This is a genomic window from Psychrobacillus insolitus, from assembly GCF_003254155.1.
GTDB classification, from domain to species: domain Bacteria; phylum Bacillota; class Bacilli; order Bacillales_A; family Planococcaceae; genus Psychrobacillus; species Psychrobacillus insolitus.
In genome coordinates this window covers 790,843-808,982 of sequence record NZ_QKZI01000001.1, presented here as the reverse complement: position 1 = coordinate 808,982, position 18,140 = coordinate 790,843, and the positions used below count along the sequence as shown (strand labels likewise).

At 35.4% G+C, this 18,140-nt stretch carries 22 protein-coding genes; 21 read left to right on the top strand and 1 reads right to left on the bottom strand.

Annotation, left to right across the window (positions count from 1 at the left end; translation table 11 throughout):
- The first annotated feature begins 16 nt into the window (after positions 1 to 16).
- The 7 genes from C7437_RS03965 to C7437_RS03935 all read left to right on the top strand — a co-directional run bounded on the left by C7437_RS03965 (position 17) and on the right by C7437_RS03935 (position 4,605).
- A complete protein-coding gene (locus tag C7437_RS03965; RefSeq protein WP_111438324.1) occupies positions 17 to 568 on the top strand; it encodes a ReoY family proteolytic degradation factor in 552 nt (183 codons plus the stop codon).
- A gap of 11 nt (positions 569 to 579) precedes the next feature.
- Complete coding sequence (locus C7437_RS03960; RefSeq protein WP_111438323.1) at positions 580 to 1,026, top strand: YpiF family protein; 447 nt, start codon at positions 580 to 582, stop codon at positions 1,024 to 1,026.
- A gap of 158 nt (positions 1,027 to 1,184) precedes the next feature.
- Complete coding sequence (locus C7437_RS03955) at positions 1,185 to 1,688, top strand: QcrA and Rieske domain-containing protein (RefSeq protein ID WP_111438322.1); 504 nt, start codon at positions 1,185 to 1,187, stop codon at positions 1,686 to 1,688.
- 21 nt (positions 1,689 to 1,709) lie between these two features.
- On the top strand, positions 1,710 to 2,384 hold the full coding sequence (qcrB, locus tag C7437_RS03950; RefSeq protein ID WP_111438321.1) for a menaquinol-cytochrome c reductase cytochrome b subunit: 675 nt from the start codon (positions 1,710 to 1,712) through the stop codon (positions 2,382 to 2,384).
- 41 nt (positions 2,385 to 2,425) lie between these two features.
- The gene (locus tag C7437_RS03945) at positions 2,426 to 3,208 is read left to right on the top strand and encodes a menaquinol-cytochrome c reductase cytochrome b/c subunit (RefSeq protein WP_111438320.1); all 783 of its coding nucleotides are present in this window, start codon (positions 2,426 to 2,428) and stop codon (positions 3,206 to 3,208) included.
- A 65-nt stretch (positions 3,209 to 3,273) separates the two neighbouring features.
- Positions 3,274 to 3,870 (top strand): lipoprotein heptaprenylglyceryl N-acetyltransferase LhaT, encoded by a 597-nt coding sequence (lhaT, locus tag C7437_RS03940; protein ID WP_111438319.1) that lies wholly within the window; start codon positions 3,274 to 3,276, stop codon positions 3,868 to 3,870.
- A gap of 57 nt (positions 3,871 to 3,927) precedes the next feature.
- Entirely contained in the window at positions 3,928 to 4,605 is a 678-nt protein-coding gene (locus tag C7437_RS03935) for a zinc metallopeptidase (protein ID WP_211309984.1), read from the top strand.
- 58 nt (positions 4,606 to 4,663) lie between these two features.
- On the opposite strand, the gene C7437_RS03930 is transcribed toward C7437_RS03935, so the two are convergent.
- Positions 4,664 to 5,536 carry a YitT family protein gene (locus C7437_RS03930; protein WP_111438317.1) on the bottom strand — a complete coding sequence of 291 codons (873 nt, stop codon included), beginning with the start codon at positions 5,534 to 5,536 and terminating at the stop codon, positions 4,664 to 4,666.
- A gap of 106 nt (positions 5,537 to 5,642) precedes the next feature.
- On the opposite strand from C7437_RS03930, the gene C7437_RS03925 reads away from it, so the two are divergent.
- From C7437_RS03925 to C7437_RS03860, 14 genes are all read left to right on the top strand, one after another.
- Positions 5,643 to 5,978: a nucleotide pyrophosphohydrolase gene (locus C7437_RS03925; RefSeq protein WP_111438316.1), complete on the top strand. Its 336-nt coding sequence runs from the start codon at positions 5,643 to 5,645 to the stop codon at positions 5,976 to 5,978.
- The gene (gene dapB / locus C7437_RS03920) at positions 5,978 to 6,754 is read left to right on the top strand and encodes a 4-hydroxy-tetrahydrodipicolinate reductase (RefSeq protein WP_111438315.1); all 777 of its coding nucleotides are present in this window, start codon (positions 5,978 to 5,980) and stop codon (positions 6,752 to 6,754) included. Before C7437_RS03925 ends, dapB begins: the two co-directional genes overlap by 1 nt.
- Before the next feature lie 10 nt (positions 6,755 to 6,764).
- On the top strand, positions 6,765 to 7,172 hold the full coding sequence (mgsA, locus tag C7437_RS03915; protein WP_111438314.1) for a methylglyoxal synthase: 408 nt from the start codon (positions 6,765 to 6,767) through the stop codon (positions 7,170 to 7,172).
- A gap of 12 nt (positions 7,173 to 7,184) precedes the next feature.
- Entirely contained in the window at positions 7,185 to 8,315 is a 1,131-nt protein-coding gene (gene bshA / locus C7437_RS03910; protein ID WP_111438313.1) for an N-acetyl-alpha-D-glucosaminyl L-malate synthase BshA, read from the top strand.
- A 1-nt stretch (position 8,316) separates the two neighbouring features.
- Positions 8,317 to 9,498, top strand: a complete 1,182-nt coding sequence (locus tag C7437_RS03905) for a CCA tRNA nucleotidyltransferase (protein WP_211309972.1) — start codon at positions 8,317 to 8,319, stop codon at positions 9,496 to 9,498.
- A complete protein-coding gene (locus tag C7437_RS03900; protein WP_111438311.1) occupies positions 9,482 to 10,462 on the top strand; it encodes a biotin--[acetyl-CoA-carboxylase] ligase in 981 nt (326 codons plus the stop codon). The genes C7437_RS03905 and C7437_RS03900 overlap by 17 nt, the downstream gene beginning before the upstream one ends.
- Positions 10,463 to 10,688: 226 nt before the next feature.
- Positions 10,689 to 11,543, top strand: a complete 855-nt coding sequence (gene panB / locus C7437_RS03895; protein WP_111438988.1) for a 3-methyl-2-oxobutanoate hydroxymethyltransferase — start codon at positions 10,689 to 10,691, stop codon at positions 11,541 to 11,543.
- The gene (panC, locus tag C7437_RS03890) at positions 11,521 to 12,366 is read left to right on the top strand and encodes a pantoate--beta-alanine ligase (RefSeq protein WP_111438310.1); all 846 of its coding nucleotides are present in this window, start codon (positions 11,521 to 11,523) and stop codon (positions 12,364 to 12,366) included. The genes panB and panC overlap by 23 nt, the downstream gene beginning before the upstream one ends.
- A 3-nt stretch (positions 12,367 to 12,369) precedes the next feature.
- Positions 12,370 to 12,753, top strand: a complete 384-nt coding sequence (gene panD / locus C7437_RS03885) for an aspartate 1-decarboxylase (RefSeq protein WP_111438309.1) — start codon at positions 12,370 to 12,372, stop codon at positions 12,751 to 12,753.
- A gap of 340 nt (positions 12,754 to 13,093) precedes the next feature.
- Positions 13,094 to 15,850 (top strand): ATP-dependent DNA helicase DinG, encoded by a 2,757-nt coding sequence (dinG, locus tag C7437_RS03880; protein WP_111438308.1) that lies wholly within the window; start codon positions 13,094 to 13,096, stop codon positions 15,848 to 15,850.
- A 73-nt stretch (positions 15,851 to 15,923) separates the two neighbouring features.
- On the top strand, positions 15,924 to 16,412 hold the full coding sequence (locus C7437_RS03875; RefSeq protein WP_111438307.1) for a cell wall elongation regulator TseB-like domain-containing protein: 489 nt from the start codon (positions 15,924 to 15,926) through the stop codon (positions 16,410 to 16,412).
- Positions 16,413 to 16,450: 38 nt separating this feature from the next.
- The gene (locus C7437_RS03870) at positions 16,451 to 17,161 is read left to right on the top strand and encodes a DnaD domain-containing protein (RefSeq protein WP_111438306.1); all 711 of its coding nucleotides are present in this window, start codon (positions 16,451 to 16,453) and stop codon (positions 17,159 to 17,161) included.
- A 13-nt stretch (positions 17,162 to 17,174) separates the two neighbouring features.
- On the top strand, positions 17,175 to 17,840 hold the full coding sequence (nth, locus tag C7437_RS03865) for an endonuclease III (protein ID WP_111438305.1): 666 nt from the start codon (positions 17,175 to 17,177) through the stop codon (positions 17,838 to 17,840).
- Complete coding sequence (locus C7437_RS03860; protein ID WP_111438304.1) at positions 17,824 to 18,123, top strand: YpoC family protein; 300 nt, start codon at positions 17,824 to 17,826, stop codon at positions 18,121 to 18,123. The genes nth and C7437_RS03860 overlap by 17 nt, the downstream gene beginning before the upstream one ends.
- The last annotated feature ends 17 nt before the right edge of the window (positions 18,124 to 18,140 follow it).

Sequence of the window (18,140 nt, the reverse complement as noted above, 5' to 3'; positions counted from 1 at the left end):
AGGAAGGGGAGGTTACGTGACTGCTTCTGTTTCAGTTGACGAAAAAAAGGAATTTGTCCGTTGGTTCTTAAAAAAATATCAAATGAAAAGAAGAGAATGCGTTTGGATATTAAATTATTTAATCAGTCATGAAACACTGTTAAGTAATGTACATTTCGTGGAAGAAGCACATTATTGTCCAAGAGCCATGGTAATGTCTGTGAATACTTCATCGGGAATACCTTTTAGGTTTTATAAAGGAAGTATTATGACTGCTGACGCAGAAAAATCTTTTCATGATTTGCGATTACATCCAGATGAAGAAATGTATATTCAACTAAATTTCCAAACATTACCACCTAGTCCAGAATACTTAGCTGTATTAGAAGAGAATCCATACATGCCGAAATATTTGCACATAAGTGAAAAAGATCAACAAATTGCGGAAAACATGTTGTCGGATAGTATACAGTTATTTCAAGAAGAGCAGCTAAGAAAACAAATTGACGAAGCGTTGGATCAAGGGAATAAAGAAAGATTTTATGAACTTTCCGAATTGTGGAAAGAATTACAAGGCAGAGAGAATTAGGAGCGATACACATGCACTGGAACGCGAAGGATAGCGCAATTTTTCAAGCACAAAAAGAATATATTGATACAGCAATAATACCTCTAACATTGATAGATGGTTCGTCTCAGGGCTTTTTATCTGCTGCTTCGGCAGCAGAATTTACACTTTCTTTAAGTAATATGATTGAAAATCAATTTAAAGGAAGGATCGTTTTATTTCCTTCTTTTTCTTACACGAAAAAACAGGACAAGCAAACCTTATTAAATGATTGGTCAGAAGAAATAAAAAATGCCGGATTTAAACATATTTTTTTCATTACTTCTGATAGGGAATGGAGTACAATGGAAGAAGAAAAAAGTGTTATATGGATCCCTTCAATCCCACTAGAGTCAATGGATCAAAAAATGAAAAATTCCATTTTAGAAGACCAACTTCGTCAACTTATTCCGATTTTTGCAAAAAGATGGGCAATTTAGTGACAGTTTTTAACACTAAATGTTCACAAAGTTCATAATTCGTGAAAAAGGAATATTGACCTTCCTTTTTTATTAAGCTATCATTGATATGTCCTAGTATTATTAATTAAAGCAAGTATGTCCATTGGACTGACCTTTAAGTATAAGGGGGGAAAAGGATGAGTAACAATAAAGTATCAAGACGTCAATTTCTTAGCTACACTTTAACAGGTGTTGGTGGATTTATGGCTGCAGGTATGCTTATGCCAATGGTACGTTTTGCAATCGATCCAGTATTGCAAAAATCAGAAGGTGGAGATTTTGTACTGACTGAGAAGAAAATTGCAGATATTACAGAGGTTCCCGTGCGTGTAGATTTCACATTTGAACAAGTGGATGCATGGTACAAGTCTGATGTAACAAATGCAGCATGGGTTTACAAAGAGGGAGACGAGATAATAGCTCTATCTCCAGTATGTAAGCATTTAGGATGTACGGTTAACTGGGAAGGTGACCCAGCGCACAAGAATCAATTCTTCTGTCCTTGTCACGCAGGCCGCTATGAGAAAAACGGTGCAAATGTTCCAAAAACACCACCTCTTGGTCCATTAGATCAATTTGAAGTGCGTGAAAATGAAGGTTTCTTAGAAATTGGAAAAGCTATACCTAACACACTAGTTTAAAAGTAAGGGGGTACGAGATCAGTGCTTAATAAAATCTATGATTGGGTGGATGAACGTCTAGATATTACACCTATATGGCGTGATATTGCAGACCACGAAGTTCCAGAACACGTAAACCCTGCACACCATTTCTCAGCATTTGTTTATTGTTTCGGGGGATTAACATTCTTTATTACAGTAATTCAAATTTTATCAGGTATGTTTTTAACAATGTATTATGTACCGGATATCGAAAATGCATGGGAATCTGTTTACTACCTTCAAAATGAAGTAGCATTCGGTGAAATCGTGCGTGGGATGCATCACTGGGGAGCATCACTTGTAATTGTTATGATGTTCTTACATACTTTACGTGTATTCTTTACTGGTTCTTATAAAAAACCTCGTGAACTAAACTGGATGGTCGGAGTATTAATCTTCGCTGTTATGTTAGGTTTAGGATTTACGGGTTACTTACTTCCTTGGGACATGAAAGCTTTGTTCGCAACGAAAGTAGGTATTGAAATTGCAGCATCAGTACCAGTTATTGGTGGAATGATTAAAACGCTTTTAGCTGGTGATGAAACAATCATCGGTGCACAAACATTAACAAGATTCTTTGCGATTCATGTGTTCTTCTTACCAGCTGCACTATTTGGATTACTTGCAGCTCACTTTATCATGATTCGTCGACAAGGTATTTCTGGACCACTTTAATGGGTAAGTGGAACAGATAATTCTTAAAAGGAGGGGACATTATGCATCGCGGTAAAGGTATGAAATTTGTTGGTGATTCTCGTATTACAGATCCTTCTAGCCGAACAAAGAAAAATATTCCAAAAGACTATTCTGAATATCCAGGTAAAACAGAAGCATTCTGGCCTGATTTCTTATTAAAAGAATGGTTAGTTGGAGCAGTTTTCTTAGTAGGTTATTTAGTACTGACTGTAGCACATCCATCACCACTTGAACGTCCAGCTGATCCATCTGACACAGGCTATATTCCAGTACCAGACTGGTATTTCTTATTTTTATACCAGCTTTTAAAATATGAATTTGCTTCGGGTCCTTATAATGTAATTGGAGCTATGGTAATGCCAGGTTTAGCGTTTGGTGCACTTTTATTAATTCCATTCCTAGATACGAGTAAAGAAAGACGCCCATCAAAACGTCCTTTACCAACTGGTTTTATGCTTCTAGCACTTGCTGCAATTATTTTCTTAACTTGGGAATCAGTTGCTAACCATGACTGGGAAAAAGCTAAAGCTTATGGCGAAATAAAAGAAGAAGTTGCTGTTGAAATAGACGAAACTTCTGAAGGTTATCAGTTGTATCAGGCATCGTCCTGTATCGGATGTCATGGTAATGCATTTGAAGGTGGTTTAGGTCTACCTCTAGTAGGTTTAGAGTTGACTGCTGATGAAATTGTAACTATTGCACATGAAGGTCGTGGCGGTATGCCAGGTGGTTCTTATACTGGAACTGATGAAGAGCTTCAAAAACTTGCAGAGTATATAACAACTCTACAACCAACAGAATAATCTTATAAGTGAAGAGGGTCAGGAAACTGGCTCTCTTTTTTACCTACCAAAAAAGGAGCTGTCAGATGAGAGATTTAATAATGTTAGGCAAAGTAATACTGTATAATAAATCATTTATGTGGTTATTATTCTTTGTGAATTTATTGGGTTCTATTTATGGCTACATTTGGTATGAAAGTCAATTGTCTACAACAGAGCCTAAGTTTCTCCTGTTTGTACCTGATAGTCCAACAGCAAGTTTATTCTTTACTTTAGCTCTATTTGCATGGCTTCTAAAAATGAACTGGAAGCTTATAGAAGCATTAGCTCTTATTACATTAGTCAAATATGGTCTATGGGCAGTTGTGATGAATGTTTGGACTTATTTTGAAACAGGTTCAATAGGATGGATGGGATGGATGTTAGTTGCGTCACATTTTGCGATGGCACTTCAAGCAATTTTATATATTCCATTTTATCGATTCACTTGGGTACATATTTTAATTGCGGCGATATGGACATTACATAATGATGTTATAGACTATGTATTCGATCAAATGCCGATTTATAGAAGTTTAAACGAATATGCAAATGTAATTGGCTATTTTACATTTTGGTTATCTATTGGGTGTATTAGCTTAGCTATGATTGTTTATCAAAAAAGGTCAAAGCTAATTAATTGATTGCTTCTAATATTTCCTTTAAAATAAGAATATAGTGTGAGAGGGGGAAATTAGTTGATTTCTTATATCGTGTATTTTGCGATTATTTTGTTATTACCGATTTATGCTCAAATGAAAGTGAAAAGAACATATAAAAAATATTCTAAAGTTCGCTCTACATCTGGAATGACGGGTGCTCAAGTAGCGAGAACAATATTAGATGCAAATGGTTTACAAGAGGTAAGAATAGTAGAAAGTAGTGGGTATTTGAGCGATCATTATAACCCTATGACAAAAATTATTGCATTGTCTTCTCATAATTATCATGAAGCTTCTGTTGCAGGTTCTGCAATTGCTGCCCATGAAGTAGGGCATGCCATTCAACATAAAGAATCCTATTCTTTCTTAACGTTAAGACATAAGTTAGTTCCAGTAGCTAATATTTCATCCAATGCATCATGGGTTTTTATCATGATCGGAATGTTAGCAAGCTTTTCTAATTTGTTATTAATAGGAATTGTCTTACTTGCGGCTGGAGTTGTATTCCAAATTGTTACTTTACCAGTAGAATTTAATGCATCTAACAGAGCGATGAATCAAATGGTTTCTTTAGGTGTTATTCGTAACGAAGAAGAGCGTCATGCGAAGAAAGTATTAAATGCAGCAGCATTAACGTATGTAGCAGCCGCCGCGGTAGCAGTTCTTGAATTAGTACGTTTAGTATTAATATATTCTGGAATGACAAGCAGAGACTAATAGCAAAAAATGCAAAAGGATTATCCATAGTCAGTAAAGACTTTAGATAATCCTTTTTTTATATTTCTATCGGTTTTTTTTCATCGTCTAAGGTAAAGCCTTCTCCCATTACATCATGAACTTCCATTAAAGAAACAAATGCATGCGGATCAACACTAGAAATAATCGATTTTAAAGCAGTAATTTCGTTTTTTCCAATTACGCAATAAAGAACTTCCCGTTCGTTTTTGGTAAAATGGCCATGTCCACGTAAAATCGTTACTCCACGGGACATATCTTCCGTTATACGATCGGCAATCTCATTTTGTTTTTCAGAAATGATAAATGCACCCCTAGCAGAATAGGCACCTTCTTGTACAAAATCAATCACCCTGGCACCGACAAAGACTGCAACTAGTGTATACATCATCGATCTTTCATCTAAGAAAGTTAACCAAGAAAGTAAAATAACGAACGCGTCAAATATGAACATCGTCTTACCCATACTCCAACCCTTGTATTTGAAAACAAGTCGAGCGATAATATCTACGCCACCAGTTGTGCCACCATATCTGAAAATAATACCTAAGCCAATACCAACAAATACACCGGCAAAAAGGGAAACAAGAAATAAATCATCTTTCAACCCTAATTGTATTTCAAACACTTGAAATACTTTTAAAAAGACAGAAACTGATAGTGTGCCTAGTAAAGAATAATAAAAGGCCTTCCGTCCAAGTAACTTCCAACCTATAATAAACATAGGAATGTTTAGTATTATGTTCATTATTGCAACATCCCAGTTAAATACAAAGTAAAGTACTAGCGTAATCCCTGAAAATCCACCTTCCCCTAATTGATTTTGCATATTAAAATGTACAAAACCAAAACTAAAAATGGCAGATCCAAGTATGATGAAGAAAATATTTTTAAATTTCAGACCAAGCCCCATGAAACCACCTCTTCTATTTTGATTTCCATTTAATATTATCATTCAATTATTAGTTTTTGACAACTAGTGTATGTTTTTATTAGGATGAGTATAGGAAGGTGAAAATATGAGTGAAAATAAAACATTAGCAGATCTACAAAAAGAAGTGGACGGATACATAAATCAGTTTGAAGAAGGATATTTTCCACCGATGGAACTATTAGCGAGACTAACAGAAGAGTTAGGGGAACTATCCCGAGAAGTTCAACATAAACATGGGATGAAGAAAAAGAAAGATAGCGAAATGGAAAAAAAGCTGTCCGATGAAATGGGCGATTTCTTTTTTGTACTAATATGTATGGCTAATGCAGAAGGAATTGATTTACAGCAATCTTTACAAGATGTAATACATAAATATAACACGCGTGACAAAGATCGATGGACTAAAAAGGAGGAAATATAATGGTTATTAAAGTAGCGATTGCAGGGCCAAGAGGTAGAATGGGAAGAGAAGCGGTCACAACAATTATTAATAATACGGAATTTTTACTAGTAGCAGTGTTAGATTCAAAAAAAGAAGAAGCTTTTTTAGGTGATCATATTCCAATCTTTACTTCTTTAAACGATCTAATTTATGAAACAGAACCAGATGTATTAGTCGATTTAACTGTTCCATCTGCAGTTTATGAGCATACAATGATAGCTCTTGATAATGGAGTAAGACCAGTTATTGGTACTACAGGGTTTACTGATTTACAATTAGAAGACATCAGAAATAAAGTAGCAGAAAAGAATGTAGGATGTATCATTGCACCAAACTTTTCGGTTGGCGCTGTACTGATGATGAAGTTTGCTCAAATGGCAGCAAAATATTTACCACAAATAGAAATAATAGAAATGCATCATGATCAAAAAGTAGATGCACCTTCTGGAACAGCAATTAAAACTGCACAGATGATTAATGAAGTGAGATCTCCCGCTAAACAAGGTCATCCAAGTGAAGAGGAGACAATTGCTGGTGCTCGTGGTGCGGACATTTCTGGCATGCATATTCATAGTGTTCGATTGCCTGGATTGGTAGCTCATCAGCAAGTGCTTTTAGGAGGAGAAGGACAATTACTTACACTTCGACATGATTCATTTAATAGAGGATCATTCATGTCTGGAATTGAACTATCTGTTAAGGAAATAATGAAACGTGATACACTTATTTACGGTCTAGAAGATATTATTTTATAGAGGTGACAGGATGAGAATCGCTTTAGTAGCGCATGACAAGAAGAAAGAAGATTTAATACAATTTGTTACAGCATATAAATCAATTTTAGAAGATCATGAGTTGTTTGCGACAGGTACTACAGGTTCAAGAATAATTGATGAAGTTGGTTTATCCGTTTATAGATATAAATCAGGTCCATTAGGTGGAGATCAGCAAATAGGCTCAGCCATTGCAAATAATGAGATGGATATGGTTATTTTTTTCCGTGATCCTTTAACTGCTCAGCCACATGAGCCTGATGTAACTGCACTGATACGTTTATGCGATGTATATCAGATTCCGCTTGCCACTAATATGGGAACAGCAGAAATTTTATTAAAAGGTATGGAAGAAGGATTTTTAGATTGGCGGTTACTGGAAGAAAGACGTGCTCTTTAAGGAAGTGATACGATGAAGAAACTTAAAATAGGTATAACCTGTTACCCTACTGTTGGAGGTTCAGGTGTAATTGCGACAGAACTTGGAAAAATGCTTGCGGACCGAGGACATGAAATTCACTTTATCACGTCGAGTATGCCTTTTCGTTTAAACAAAATATATCCAACTATTACGTATCATCAAGTAGAAGTGAACAGCTATTCTGTTTTTCAATATGCACCTTACGATATTGCCCTCGCCAATAAAATGGCGGAGGTTATCGTAGATGAAGGACTAGATGTACTCCATGTGCATTATGCAATTCCTCACGCTGTTTGTGCAATTCTTGCAAAAGATATGGCAAATTCAGATATCGGAATCGTTACAACACTGCACGGGACTGATATTACTGTTCTTGGATACGATTCGTCCTTATCAGGTGCAATTCGCTATGGAATTGAAAAATCGGACATCGTAACTGCCGTTTCAAACTCTTTAGCAAGTCAGACGATGGAACTGATCGCTCCCAAAAAAGAAATAGAAACGGTGTATAATTTTGTAGATGAAGCCGAGTATTATAAAAAAGATGCTGGAAATCTGAAAGAACTATTTGGAATAGCGCCACATGAAAAAGTGATAATCCATGTTTCTAATTTTAGAAAAGTTAAAAATGTTCCCGATGTTATTAATAGTTTTAAACTTATTCGGAAGGAATTCCCAGCAAAATTATTATTAGTCGGAGATGGTCCAGAAAAGTATCCGGTTATGGAAATGGTGAAAGGATCTTCCATAGAGAAGGATGTTTTGTTTTTAGGAAAACAAGAAAATGTATCTGAGTTATACTCTATTTCAGATTTAATGCTCCTTCTATCAGAAAAAGAATCATTTGGATTGGTTTTACTAGAAGCAATGGCTTGTCAAGTGCCGGGCATCGGTACTAATGTAGGCGGTATTCCAGAAGTAATCACACATGGTGAAAATGGATATTTAGTTGAAATAGGTGATGTAGAGAAGGTTGCTGAATATGCTATTTCGATATTAAAGGACCCTCAAATTCTCGAGAAATTTAGAGAATCTGCATTTGACATAGTAAACAGACAGTTCAAATCGTCTGAAATTGTAGATCAATACGAAGCAATGTATGAAAGAGTGGCGAAAAAGTAAGATGATGAAAAATAGGTGGCCTACTGCATATCAAGTAATTGAAACTCTTGAACATGCTGGGTTTGAAGCGTATGTTGTGGGTGGAGCTGTGCGTGATTTTATAAGAAGTGTAGATGCTAATGACGTAGACATTACAACTAATGCGACACCTATGGATGTTAAACGATTGTTTTCACGTACGTTTGATGTTGGAATTGAGCATGGTACGGTAATAGTTGTTCTTCAAGATACCATTGAAGTAACGACGTTTCGGTCAGAAGCCACTTATTCAGATTTCCGCAGACCAGATCAAGTTACATTTGTAAGCTCTCTAAGAGAGGATTTAGAGCGCAGAGATTTTACGATGAATGCGATGGCTCTGACAAAAGAGGATGAGTTAATCGATTATTTTGATGGGAAAAGTGATATTGCGAACTATTTAATACGAGCAGTTGGTGAGCCGAACGAACGTTTCGGTGAGGATGCACTTAGAATGCTTCGTGCAGTTCGTTTCTCCGCTCAATTAGGATATACATTACACCAAGAAACAATGGAAGCGATTCAAGCCTTGCATCATTTAATCGGACATGTATCCATCGAACGGGTGAAAGTAGAAATAGAGAAGATTTGGGCAAGTAAGCATGTAGCAAAAGGGCTAGAATTATTTGTTTCCAGTAAATTAGCGGATAACTTTTCCGGTGATTGGAGTAGGTCCATTAGTAAGTGGAAAGAATTTACGAACTTTGGGTTGACTGCAAATGGATGGGCATTTTTTGCTCTTATCCAGCAACCTCCAAATATAAATACATTATTAAACCACTATAAATGCTCTAATGCCGAGAAAAATCATGTGAAACAAATTATGTTAGCTGTCGAGAAGTTAGAGAAAGGCTATTGGTCGAATGATGATTTTTATCAATTTAGCGAGGAAGTATTAATTACAGCTTCTTGCTATTCGGCGATTATCAACGAAGTTTCTTCTTATTCAGCTGAGAAAATAATTCAACTTAAAAAGGCTATTCCCATCTCATCTTCAAGACAAATAGTCGTAAATGGTAATGATTTAATGGAATGGTCAGGTCAAAAAAGAGGACCCTGGCTAAAAGAATTAATACATAAGTTGACTTCTGCTATTGTGAATAGAGAAATTCAAAATGACCGACTACAAATAAAGGAGTGGTTTCTACGTGAATATAAACACTAAAGAGAAAATAATTGCTAAACTCCTTTCTTCACAAGGTGAACCCTTATCAGGTCAAAAATTAGCAGAGGAATTTAATATTTCGAGAACGATGATTTGGAAACACTTAAAAAGCATTGAGGAAGACGGCTACGTAATAGAAGCGATCAAGAAAAAAGGGTATATACTTCAGTCTATTCCCGAGTTAGTTTCTCCTGAACAAATAACGCCTTTTTTAGAGACAAAAAGTATCGGCAGGAATATTCTCTATTTCCCAGTTTGTGAGTCTACACAAACTATCGCCAGTGAAGAGGCTAGAAATGGTGCACCTCATGGGACAATCGTAATTGCAGAAGAACAAACTGCAGGAAGAGGTAGACTAGAGCGGGCTTGGGATTCTTCCGCAAACAAAGGGATTTGGATGAGTGTTATTATTCGCCCTAAAATTAGCCCTCAGTATGCACCACAGTTTACTTTGGTGGCTGCTGTTGCAATTACCAAAGCAATTGAAGATTTGTCCAATTGCACGCCAGAAATAAAATGGCCAAATGACTTATTAATCTCTGGCAAAAAAGTTACTGGTATATTAACCGAACTTCAGGCTGATATGGATCAAGTTCATTCAATTATTATTGGTATTGGTGTTAATGTAAACCAAAGTATAAAATCATTTGACGAAACTGTTCAATCTATTGCGACGTCATTGAAAATGGAAACAGGAAACGATTTTAACCGAGCTGAGTTAGTTGCAAAAATAGCATATTATATTGAGAAATATACGGATATGTATGTAGAAAATGGTTTTGCACCGATTAAGTTACTTTGGGAAAGTTACAGCGGCACGATAGGGAAACGCATTAAAGCTACAATGCTTACGGAAACATTGGAAGGTGTAGCGGTGAGCATTACCAATGACGGGGTATTGCAATTGAAATTAGATAATGGTGAAATAAAAGGAATTTATTCCGCAGATATAGACATTATGTGAACGAAATTTTTTGGACTTATAAATTTTTTTCTGTTATTCTGTAAGTGGGCAGTATCAATAGAACTGCACCTCTTGTAAGCGTATCATTAATTAAATAGTCTGCCTTGATCAACTAATGACAGGGACGGAGAAAACCTATTACTTAAAATTTTCTGTCCTTCCGTCCAAAATAGGGTGGAAGGGCATTTTTGCGGTTTTCTCTTCTAAAAAAAGAGGAGTGATAATGTTGAAAACGACAAGTGATTTTCTAGGAATGAAAAGAAACGGTGAAAAGATTACGATGTTAACAGCTTACGATTATCCAACAGCTAAATTTGCAGAAGAAGCAGGAATTGACATGGTTTTAGTTGGAGATTCAGTAGGTATGGTTGTCCTTGGATATGATTCTACTGTACTAGTGACGATGGATGATATGATCCATCACGGGAAGGCAGCCAGAAAAGGCTCTCCCAATACGTTTTTAGTCGTAGATATGCCATTTGGTACGTATCATGGTTCATTAGATCAATCACTAACAAATGCTGTAAAAATTATGCAACAAACAAATGCGCAGGCAGTAAAAGTAGAAGGAGCAGATGATGTTCTTCCAGTGATTCAAAAATTAACTTCTGCTGGAATTCCTGTAATTGCACACCTTGGATTAACTCCGCAATCAGCTGGAGTCCTAGGTGGCTACAAAGTACAAGGAAAGACAGTAGAAGCAGCTGAAAAGCTTATAGAAGATGCAAAAAAATGCGAGTTGGCAGGAGCTTGTTCCGTTGTTTTAGAATGTATTCCTTTTCAACTTACTGAAAAAGTGTCAGCTAGCTTAACGATTCCTACAATAGGTATTGGTGCTGGTGTGAGTGCTGATGGTCAAGTATTAGTTTTTCATGACATGGTGAAGTATGGTACGCATCATGTGCCTAAATTTGTACATGAATTTGCAAATGTTGGTGTTTCAATTGTGGAAGGGATTTCTCAATATGTGCAAGATGTAAAAAATGAAACCTTCCCTGCCGAAAAGCATTCCTTTACGATGAAGGAAGACCAACTACAACAACTGTACGGAGGCAAACATGAAAACAGTACAAACAATTAAAGAATTAATAAGTATTATGGACAATTATCAAGACAAATTAATAGGTTTTGTTCCGACAATGGGATATTTACATGAAGGACATCAGTCATTATTAATTAAAGCAAGACAAGATAACGATGTAGTGGTGGCTAGTATTTTCGTTAACCCTGCACAATTTGGACCAAATGAAGATTTAGATCGATATCCTCGTGATCTTGCACATGACACAGCACTTGCAAAAGAAGCAGGAGTGGATATTCTATTTGTTCCAACAGCAGAAGAGATGTATCCATTTGAAAGTGGTATCACATTGCATGCTGGAGAACTTTCGACGAAGTTATGTGGCGCAACCCGTCCTGGACATTTTGATGGAGTATTAAAAGTTATTACAAAACTCTTTCACTTAGTGAAACCAACGAGCGCCTATTTTGGTCAAAAAGATGCGCAACAATTAGCGATTATCGAAACATTTGTAAATGCATATAACTTCCCAGTTAAAATTGTTCGAATTCCTACCATTCGTGAAATAGATGGACTTGCGAAAAGTTCACGCAATGTATTTTTAAGTGAAAAAGAAAGAGCGGAAGCAGTTCATTTATTCAAAGCTCTTACACTCGCAACTGATATATGGAAAGATACAAAGAATATAGAAGAGGCACTAATAAAAGGAAAAGCGCATATTGAAAAAAACACTACAGGTAAAATTGATTATTTTGAAGCGTTGTCATATCCTAATTTGCAAGCTGTCTCAAATCAAGTAGATCATGTTTTATTTGCCACTGCAGTATTTTTTGAAAAAGCAAGATTAATAGATAATATTATTGTCGATGTAAAGGAAGTGTGACCCATGTTAAGAATGATGTTAAATGGAAAAATTCACCGTGCAATAGTAACGGAAGCAGATTTAAATTATGTTGGTAGTATAACGATTGATCAAAATATTTTGGATTCAGTAGGAATGCTGCCAAATGAAAAAGTGCATATCGTGAACAATAATAACGGTGCACGTTTTGAAACATATATTATTTCTGGAAAAAGAGGTAGTGGAGTCATTTGTGTGAACGGAGCAGCAGCAAGACTTGTTCAAAGAGGTGATGTTGTCATTATTCTTTCTTATGCATATGTCATGAACGAAGAAGCACAGCGACATCAACCAACTGTTGCGATTATGAACGAAGATAATACGATTAAACAAATTATCCATTATGAGCCTGAAGCAACAATCATGTAATTTTAGAAAGTTGGACTAATTATTAGTCCAACTTTTTTATATGAAGTAATAGTGTGAAAATTTTCGTTTAAATGTCAGGAATGTGGTACAATTTTTTATAAGTTAAGAAAGTAAAGGTTTCTATAAAGTACTGTCTAGCTTCAGCGCCTTACTCCTCGGGGTCAAATGGGAAATAGCTGTGGTGGCTGAGGAGCTGCCTCGGGCCAGCACGAAGCGGGTCATGTCTGCATTGCCACAGGATGTGGCGAACTTTGCAGACCAGCTTATATTACCCATTTGCCTGCCTTCCGTAGACATAGGCGCTTACGCTTTTCTAATTATGAAGACTGTGAGTTGAGGAATGATGGAAAATCATAAATATGCAGTTGTAGATATAGAGACAACAGGCCATTCATCTTCAAATGGTGACCGGATTATTCAACTTGCGATTGTATTTGTTGAAAACAAGCAAATTATGAATACTTATTCTACTTTTGTAAACCCAGAAAAACCAATCCCTTCTTTTATTCAAGATTTAACTAAAATCAAGGAGAAAGATGTAGTGGATGCTCCTTTATTTGAACAAGTGGCAGCAACGATTCATGATTTATTACAAGATCATATTTTTGTGGCACATAATATTCATTTTGATCTCTCTTTTCTGCAAGCAGAGTTAAAAAGAGTAGGTTTGCCGAAGCTTGTTTGTAAAACAGTGGATACTGTAGAGTTTGCAAAACTAATGTTTCCAAATGTGTATAGTTTTAAATTGCAAGATTTAGCGGAAGAACTTCATATTGACTTACATACGGCGCATCGAGCAGATGATGACGCACTTGCAACCGCCCATTTATTAAATAAATGTATGGAGCAATTATCAACATTACCAATAAGAACGATTGAATTATTACATAAACGCTCTTTTCAATTAAAATCAAACCTGTCCCTTATTTTCTTTCAAGTTCTAACTAAAAAACGCAAAGAATATGAGTCAAGAGAATTTCTTTTTTATCGAAATATCCCACTCATGCAAGAAAAAGAGATGAACTCTAATCAAAATAGAGCTATTAAATTTCCTAATCAAAAATCTGAAAAGTTAGCATTATTCCGGGCTAATCTATTGAACTTTGAAGAGAGACAAGGACAATTTAAATTATTGGATAAGATTTATCAATCGCTACAAGAGCAAACTGAAATTGTGTGTGAAGCAGAAACTGGGATTGGCAAAACATTAGGTTATTTATTGCCAGCAACAATTTATGCAATTGAAAAACAAAAACCAGTAATCATCAGTACTTATACGACACATTTAATCGATCAATTGGAGTTAGAAGAAATTCCTAAACTTGAAAAACTGTTAGGCTATGATATTCGTGTTGCAAAATTAAAAGGAATGCAGCATTACATTGATTTACAACGATTTTGGCAGCATTTACAGCATGAGGATGAATCGTATGATGAAACCTTTACAATTATGCAAGTTTTAGTTTGGTTAACAATAACGAATGCCGGGGATTTGACAGAACTAAATGTTTCTGGTGGAGGCCAATTGTTCTTAGAAAAAATTAGAAGAACGGATCGTAATGTTTCTGTGGACCTAGCGTCAATTGATTATTATGAAAGAGCCTTACGGAAAAGTAAAGAATGCGATGTACTGGTAACGAATCACGCCATGATTTTAGCAGATCAGGATAGAGAATTTCAATTATTAGCGGATGGATGCGCAACGATTATCGATGAAGCACATCAGTTTATTCACGCGGCAGTATCAAAAAAAGAGCGTGTCTTTTCTTATACGAATTGGAAATATGTCTTGGGTCAATTTGGCACGTTAGATACTGATCAACTACTAGGAAGACTTACAAAGATGAGTATTCCTAATCCATTAAAAATGCGTTTAGAGAAACTCTACGTAGCAATTGTTGAAACTTTTGATCTAGCAGTGGTCTATATTATTAATGCCATTCAACAAAGCTCAATTCGTTCTAAATATACAAAAAGATCAATTGGAATTGACGAATTGGATTTAAACGATACTATATTACGAAATGTGTCAAATGCAATACAAGCGTTTGTATTATCCGCAAAATCAATTGTTCATAGTAGCTATGTGTCTAATTTAGATGAATTTCAAGAATCAACTCTTTTAAACGAATGGGATTATTGGTTAAGTGAACTTGAAATTAAGGTAAATGAATGGGATGATATTTTTTTACTGGATGAAGAAATAGAAGCTAAATGGATTGAATTTGATACTAGAAGCATCCCAGGTAGTTTAACGGTGATCAAGAGACCACTTCATATACATGATGAAATAAACAAAGCAATCAACCCAATGCGCGAAGCAGGAGGGATAGTTTGGACTTCCGGAACTATAACAGTTCCAAATAATCGTTATTTTATAACATCCCAATTAGGTCTGTCTCCTTCTATTCCGATATACCAATTTAAGGCTGCGAAGGACTATTATAAGGGTGCAGAACTTCTCATAGTGGAGGACATGCCAGATATTAAACAAGTTTCTCAAAGTGAATATATTGAAGCTGTTGCCGAAGCGATTGTTCAAACAGTGTTAGTAACTGGAGGCAGATGTTTTGTCTTATTTACATCGCAAGACATGCTTCGTAAAACCGTAGAATTAATACAGGATACCAATTTACTGGAAGACTACATGTTATTTGCTCAAGGAATGACTTCTGGTAGTCGAATGAGGTTGCTAAAATCTTTCCAGCGTTTCTCAAAATCTGTTTTATTTGGTACAAATAGTTTTTGGGAGGGCGTGGATGTACCTGGGGATGCCCTATCAGTCATCATTATGGTTAGGTTACCATTTTCATCTCCTGATGATCCACTATTTAAAAAAAGGGCGGAACTGCTAACTAAAAGTGGTCAAAACCCATTTTCTGCGTATTCTTTACCTGAAGCTGTATTACGTTTCCGACAAGGCTTTGGTCGATTAATAAGAGCCTCATCTGATAAAGGAACGTTTATTGTATTAGATCGAAGAATTGAAATAAAGTCCTATGGACAAGACTTTTTACAGTCTATTCCCAATATTCCCATTAAGAAAGTATCGCTTGAAAATATGGTTTTAGAACTTGAAAATTGGTATACTAAATAGGTATAAGTTTGGAAAGCAGGTTAGAAATATGAAACATAAAATGATTGATACGCTTAATTATAGGATGTAACAAATGACACTAAAAAAATGGCTACTATTTATTATTATTTTTGCAATTAGTTTAACGAGTATTTTAAGCTTACTTATCTATTTTCAAGCCAAGGCACCTTTTAATAATGCAAATGAGACTGCAGAATCGTATGTATTAAAAAATAATTTATTATCAGAAATAGACAACTCATATATGTATAATAGTGTAAATACTTTTCATACCGTAATTGGTACTACGTCTAAAGGGGAGCAAAAAGCATTTTTTGTTCCAGAAGAAAAGTCAGAAAAAGTAATTCAGGAAATAAATTTAAAAGATGGAATTTCTAAGTCGGAAGCAATTAAAGTTGCATTAAAGGATGAGCAGGAATCTGATTTACTGCATGCAAAGTTGGGTGTCGAGGAAGTTGGTCCTGTTTGGGAAATTACATATATCAATAAAGATAATAAACTTAATTATGTATACATCCTTTTTAACAATGGAGATTGGTGGAAAAAAATATCCAATTTATAAATAGGTAACATATTTATATAAAAAAGGGGAGTACGAGTATGCAAAAGCGAGATCGACTCCATATTTGGACTGAGCAGGGAAATGTAACTATTTCCCAGCTTTTTTTTAGTCATTATAAAGCGATTAATGTTAAAGATGAAGAAGCAATTTTACTATTGCATTTAATCGCATTTGGAGAAGCAGGAAATAGGTTCCCTACTCCACAAAACTTGGTAGAACGCACGCATTTTAATGAAAACAAAGTAGTAAATATACTTCAGCGACTAGTTCAAAAAGGACTAGTTCAAATTGAGCAACATATAGATTCAAACGGTGTTCGATTTGAATATTATGCTTTTCAAAATTTATGGAATTTGCTTTTAAATTGTGTGGAAGAAGAAGAAAATAGTGTCGAAGAGGAGCATTCAAAAACAGAAGAGGGGGAAATATATAAACTCTTTGAACAAGAATTTGGCAGACTCTTATCACCAATGGAATATGAAACGATTGGTATGTGGTTCGATCAAGATAAGCATACCTCTGCACTTATTCGTTTGGCGTTAAAGGAAGCGGTATTATCGCAAAAACTTAGTTTACGATATATAGACCGAATTTTATTTGAATGGAAGAAAAAAAATATAAAAACGGTGGAAGCTGCTGAGAAACAATCTTCTAATTTTAGACAACAGATTCCAGTTCAAACACAAGCAGAACCAACAACTAGTACAAATAAAGTAGCCTTTTATAATTGGTTGGAGGAAAGAGAGTAGGAGGGGAATAACTTTGCTGACAAAAGCACAATGGCATTATTGCCTAAATGAGATGGAAAAGATGTTTCCTGACGCACATTGTGAGCTAGTACATAAAAATCCTTTTGAACTGCTAGTAGCAACTTTATTATCTGCTCAATGCACGGATGTGTTGGTAAATAAAGTAACAAAAGATTTATTTCAAAAATATACGAAACCTGAAGAATATTTAGCTGTGCCTATTGAAGAACTACAAAATGATATACGTTCAATTGGACTATTTAGAAATAAAGCGAAAAATATTCAAGCATTAAGTAAACAATTAATCGAATTATATGATGGGCAAGTACCAGCGAATCGTGATTTATTAACTACATTTCCTGGCGTTGGTCGTAAAACGGCTAACGTTGTCGTTTCCGTAGCTTTTGATATTCCTGCTATAGCAGTTGATACACATGTAGATAGGGTGTCTAAAAGATTAGGTTTATGCAGATGGAAGGACTCTGTTTTACAGGTAGAAGAAACGTTGATGAAAAAAACACCTATCGAGTTATGGTCTAAAGCACATCACCAATTAATCTTCTTCGGACGCTATCATTGTAAAGCGCAAAATCCAAATTGTCCTGAATGTCCATTATTGTCCGTTTGCCGTGAAGGAAAGAAAAGGATGAACAAACTTAATCATGCACCCAAAAAATGATTTTAGTAGTGAGTTTGCTGAGTGGGATATTCTCCAGGGACAATTGATCAAACTTTTTAAAGAGAATAATAATGGTAGAACGGACTTAATGGAAAGAGGAATTATTTTATTAGAGCAAATTGTTGTTAATGTCAATCAAGCTAAACCAATCAATTTTTCGGAAAGATTTGATTTTATCATAAAAAATAAAAATAATTATGCTGCATTCAGGCAATTAGATGAATTATTTAAAGAAACCAAAAAGAAACTTGCCAGACTTCGTGTGCAATTAAAAGACAAATAAGAAAAGATCGAGGAGCT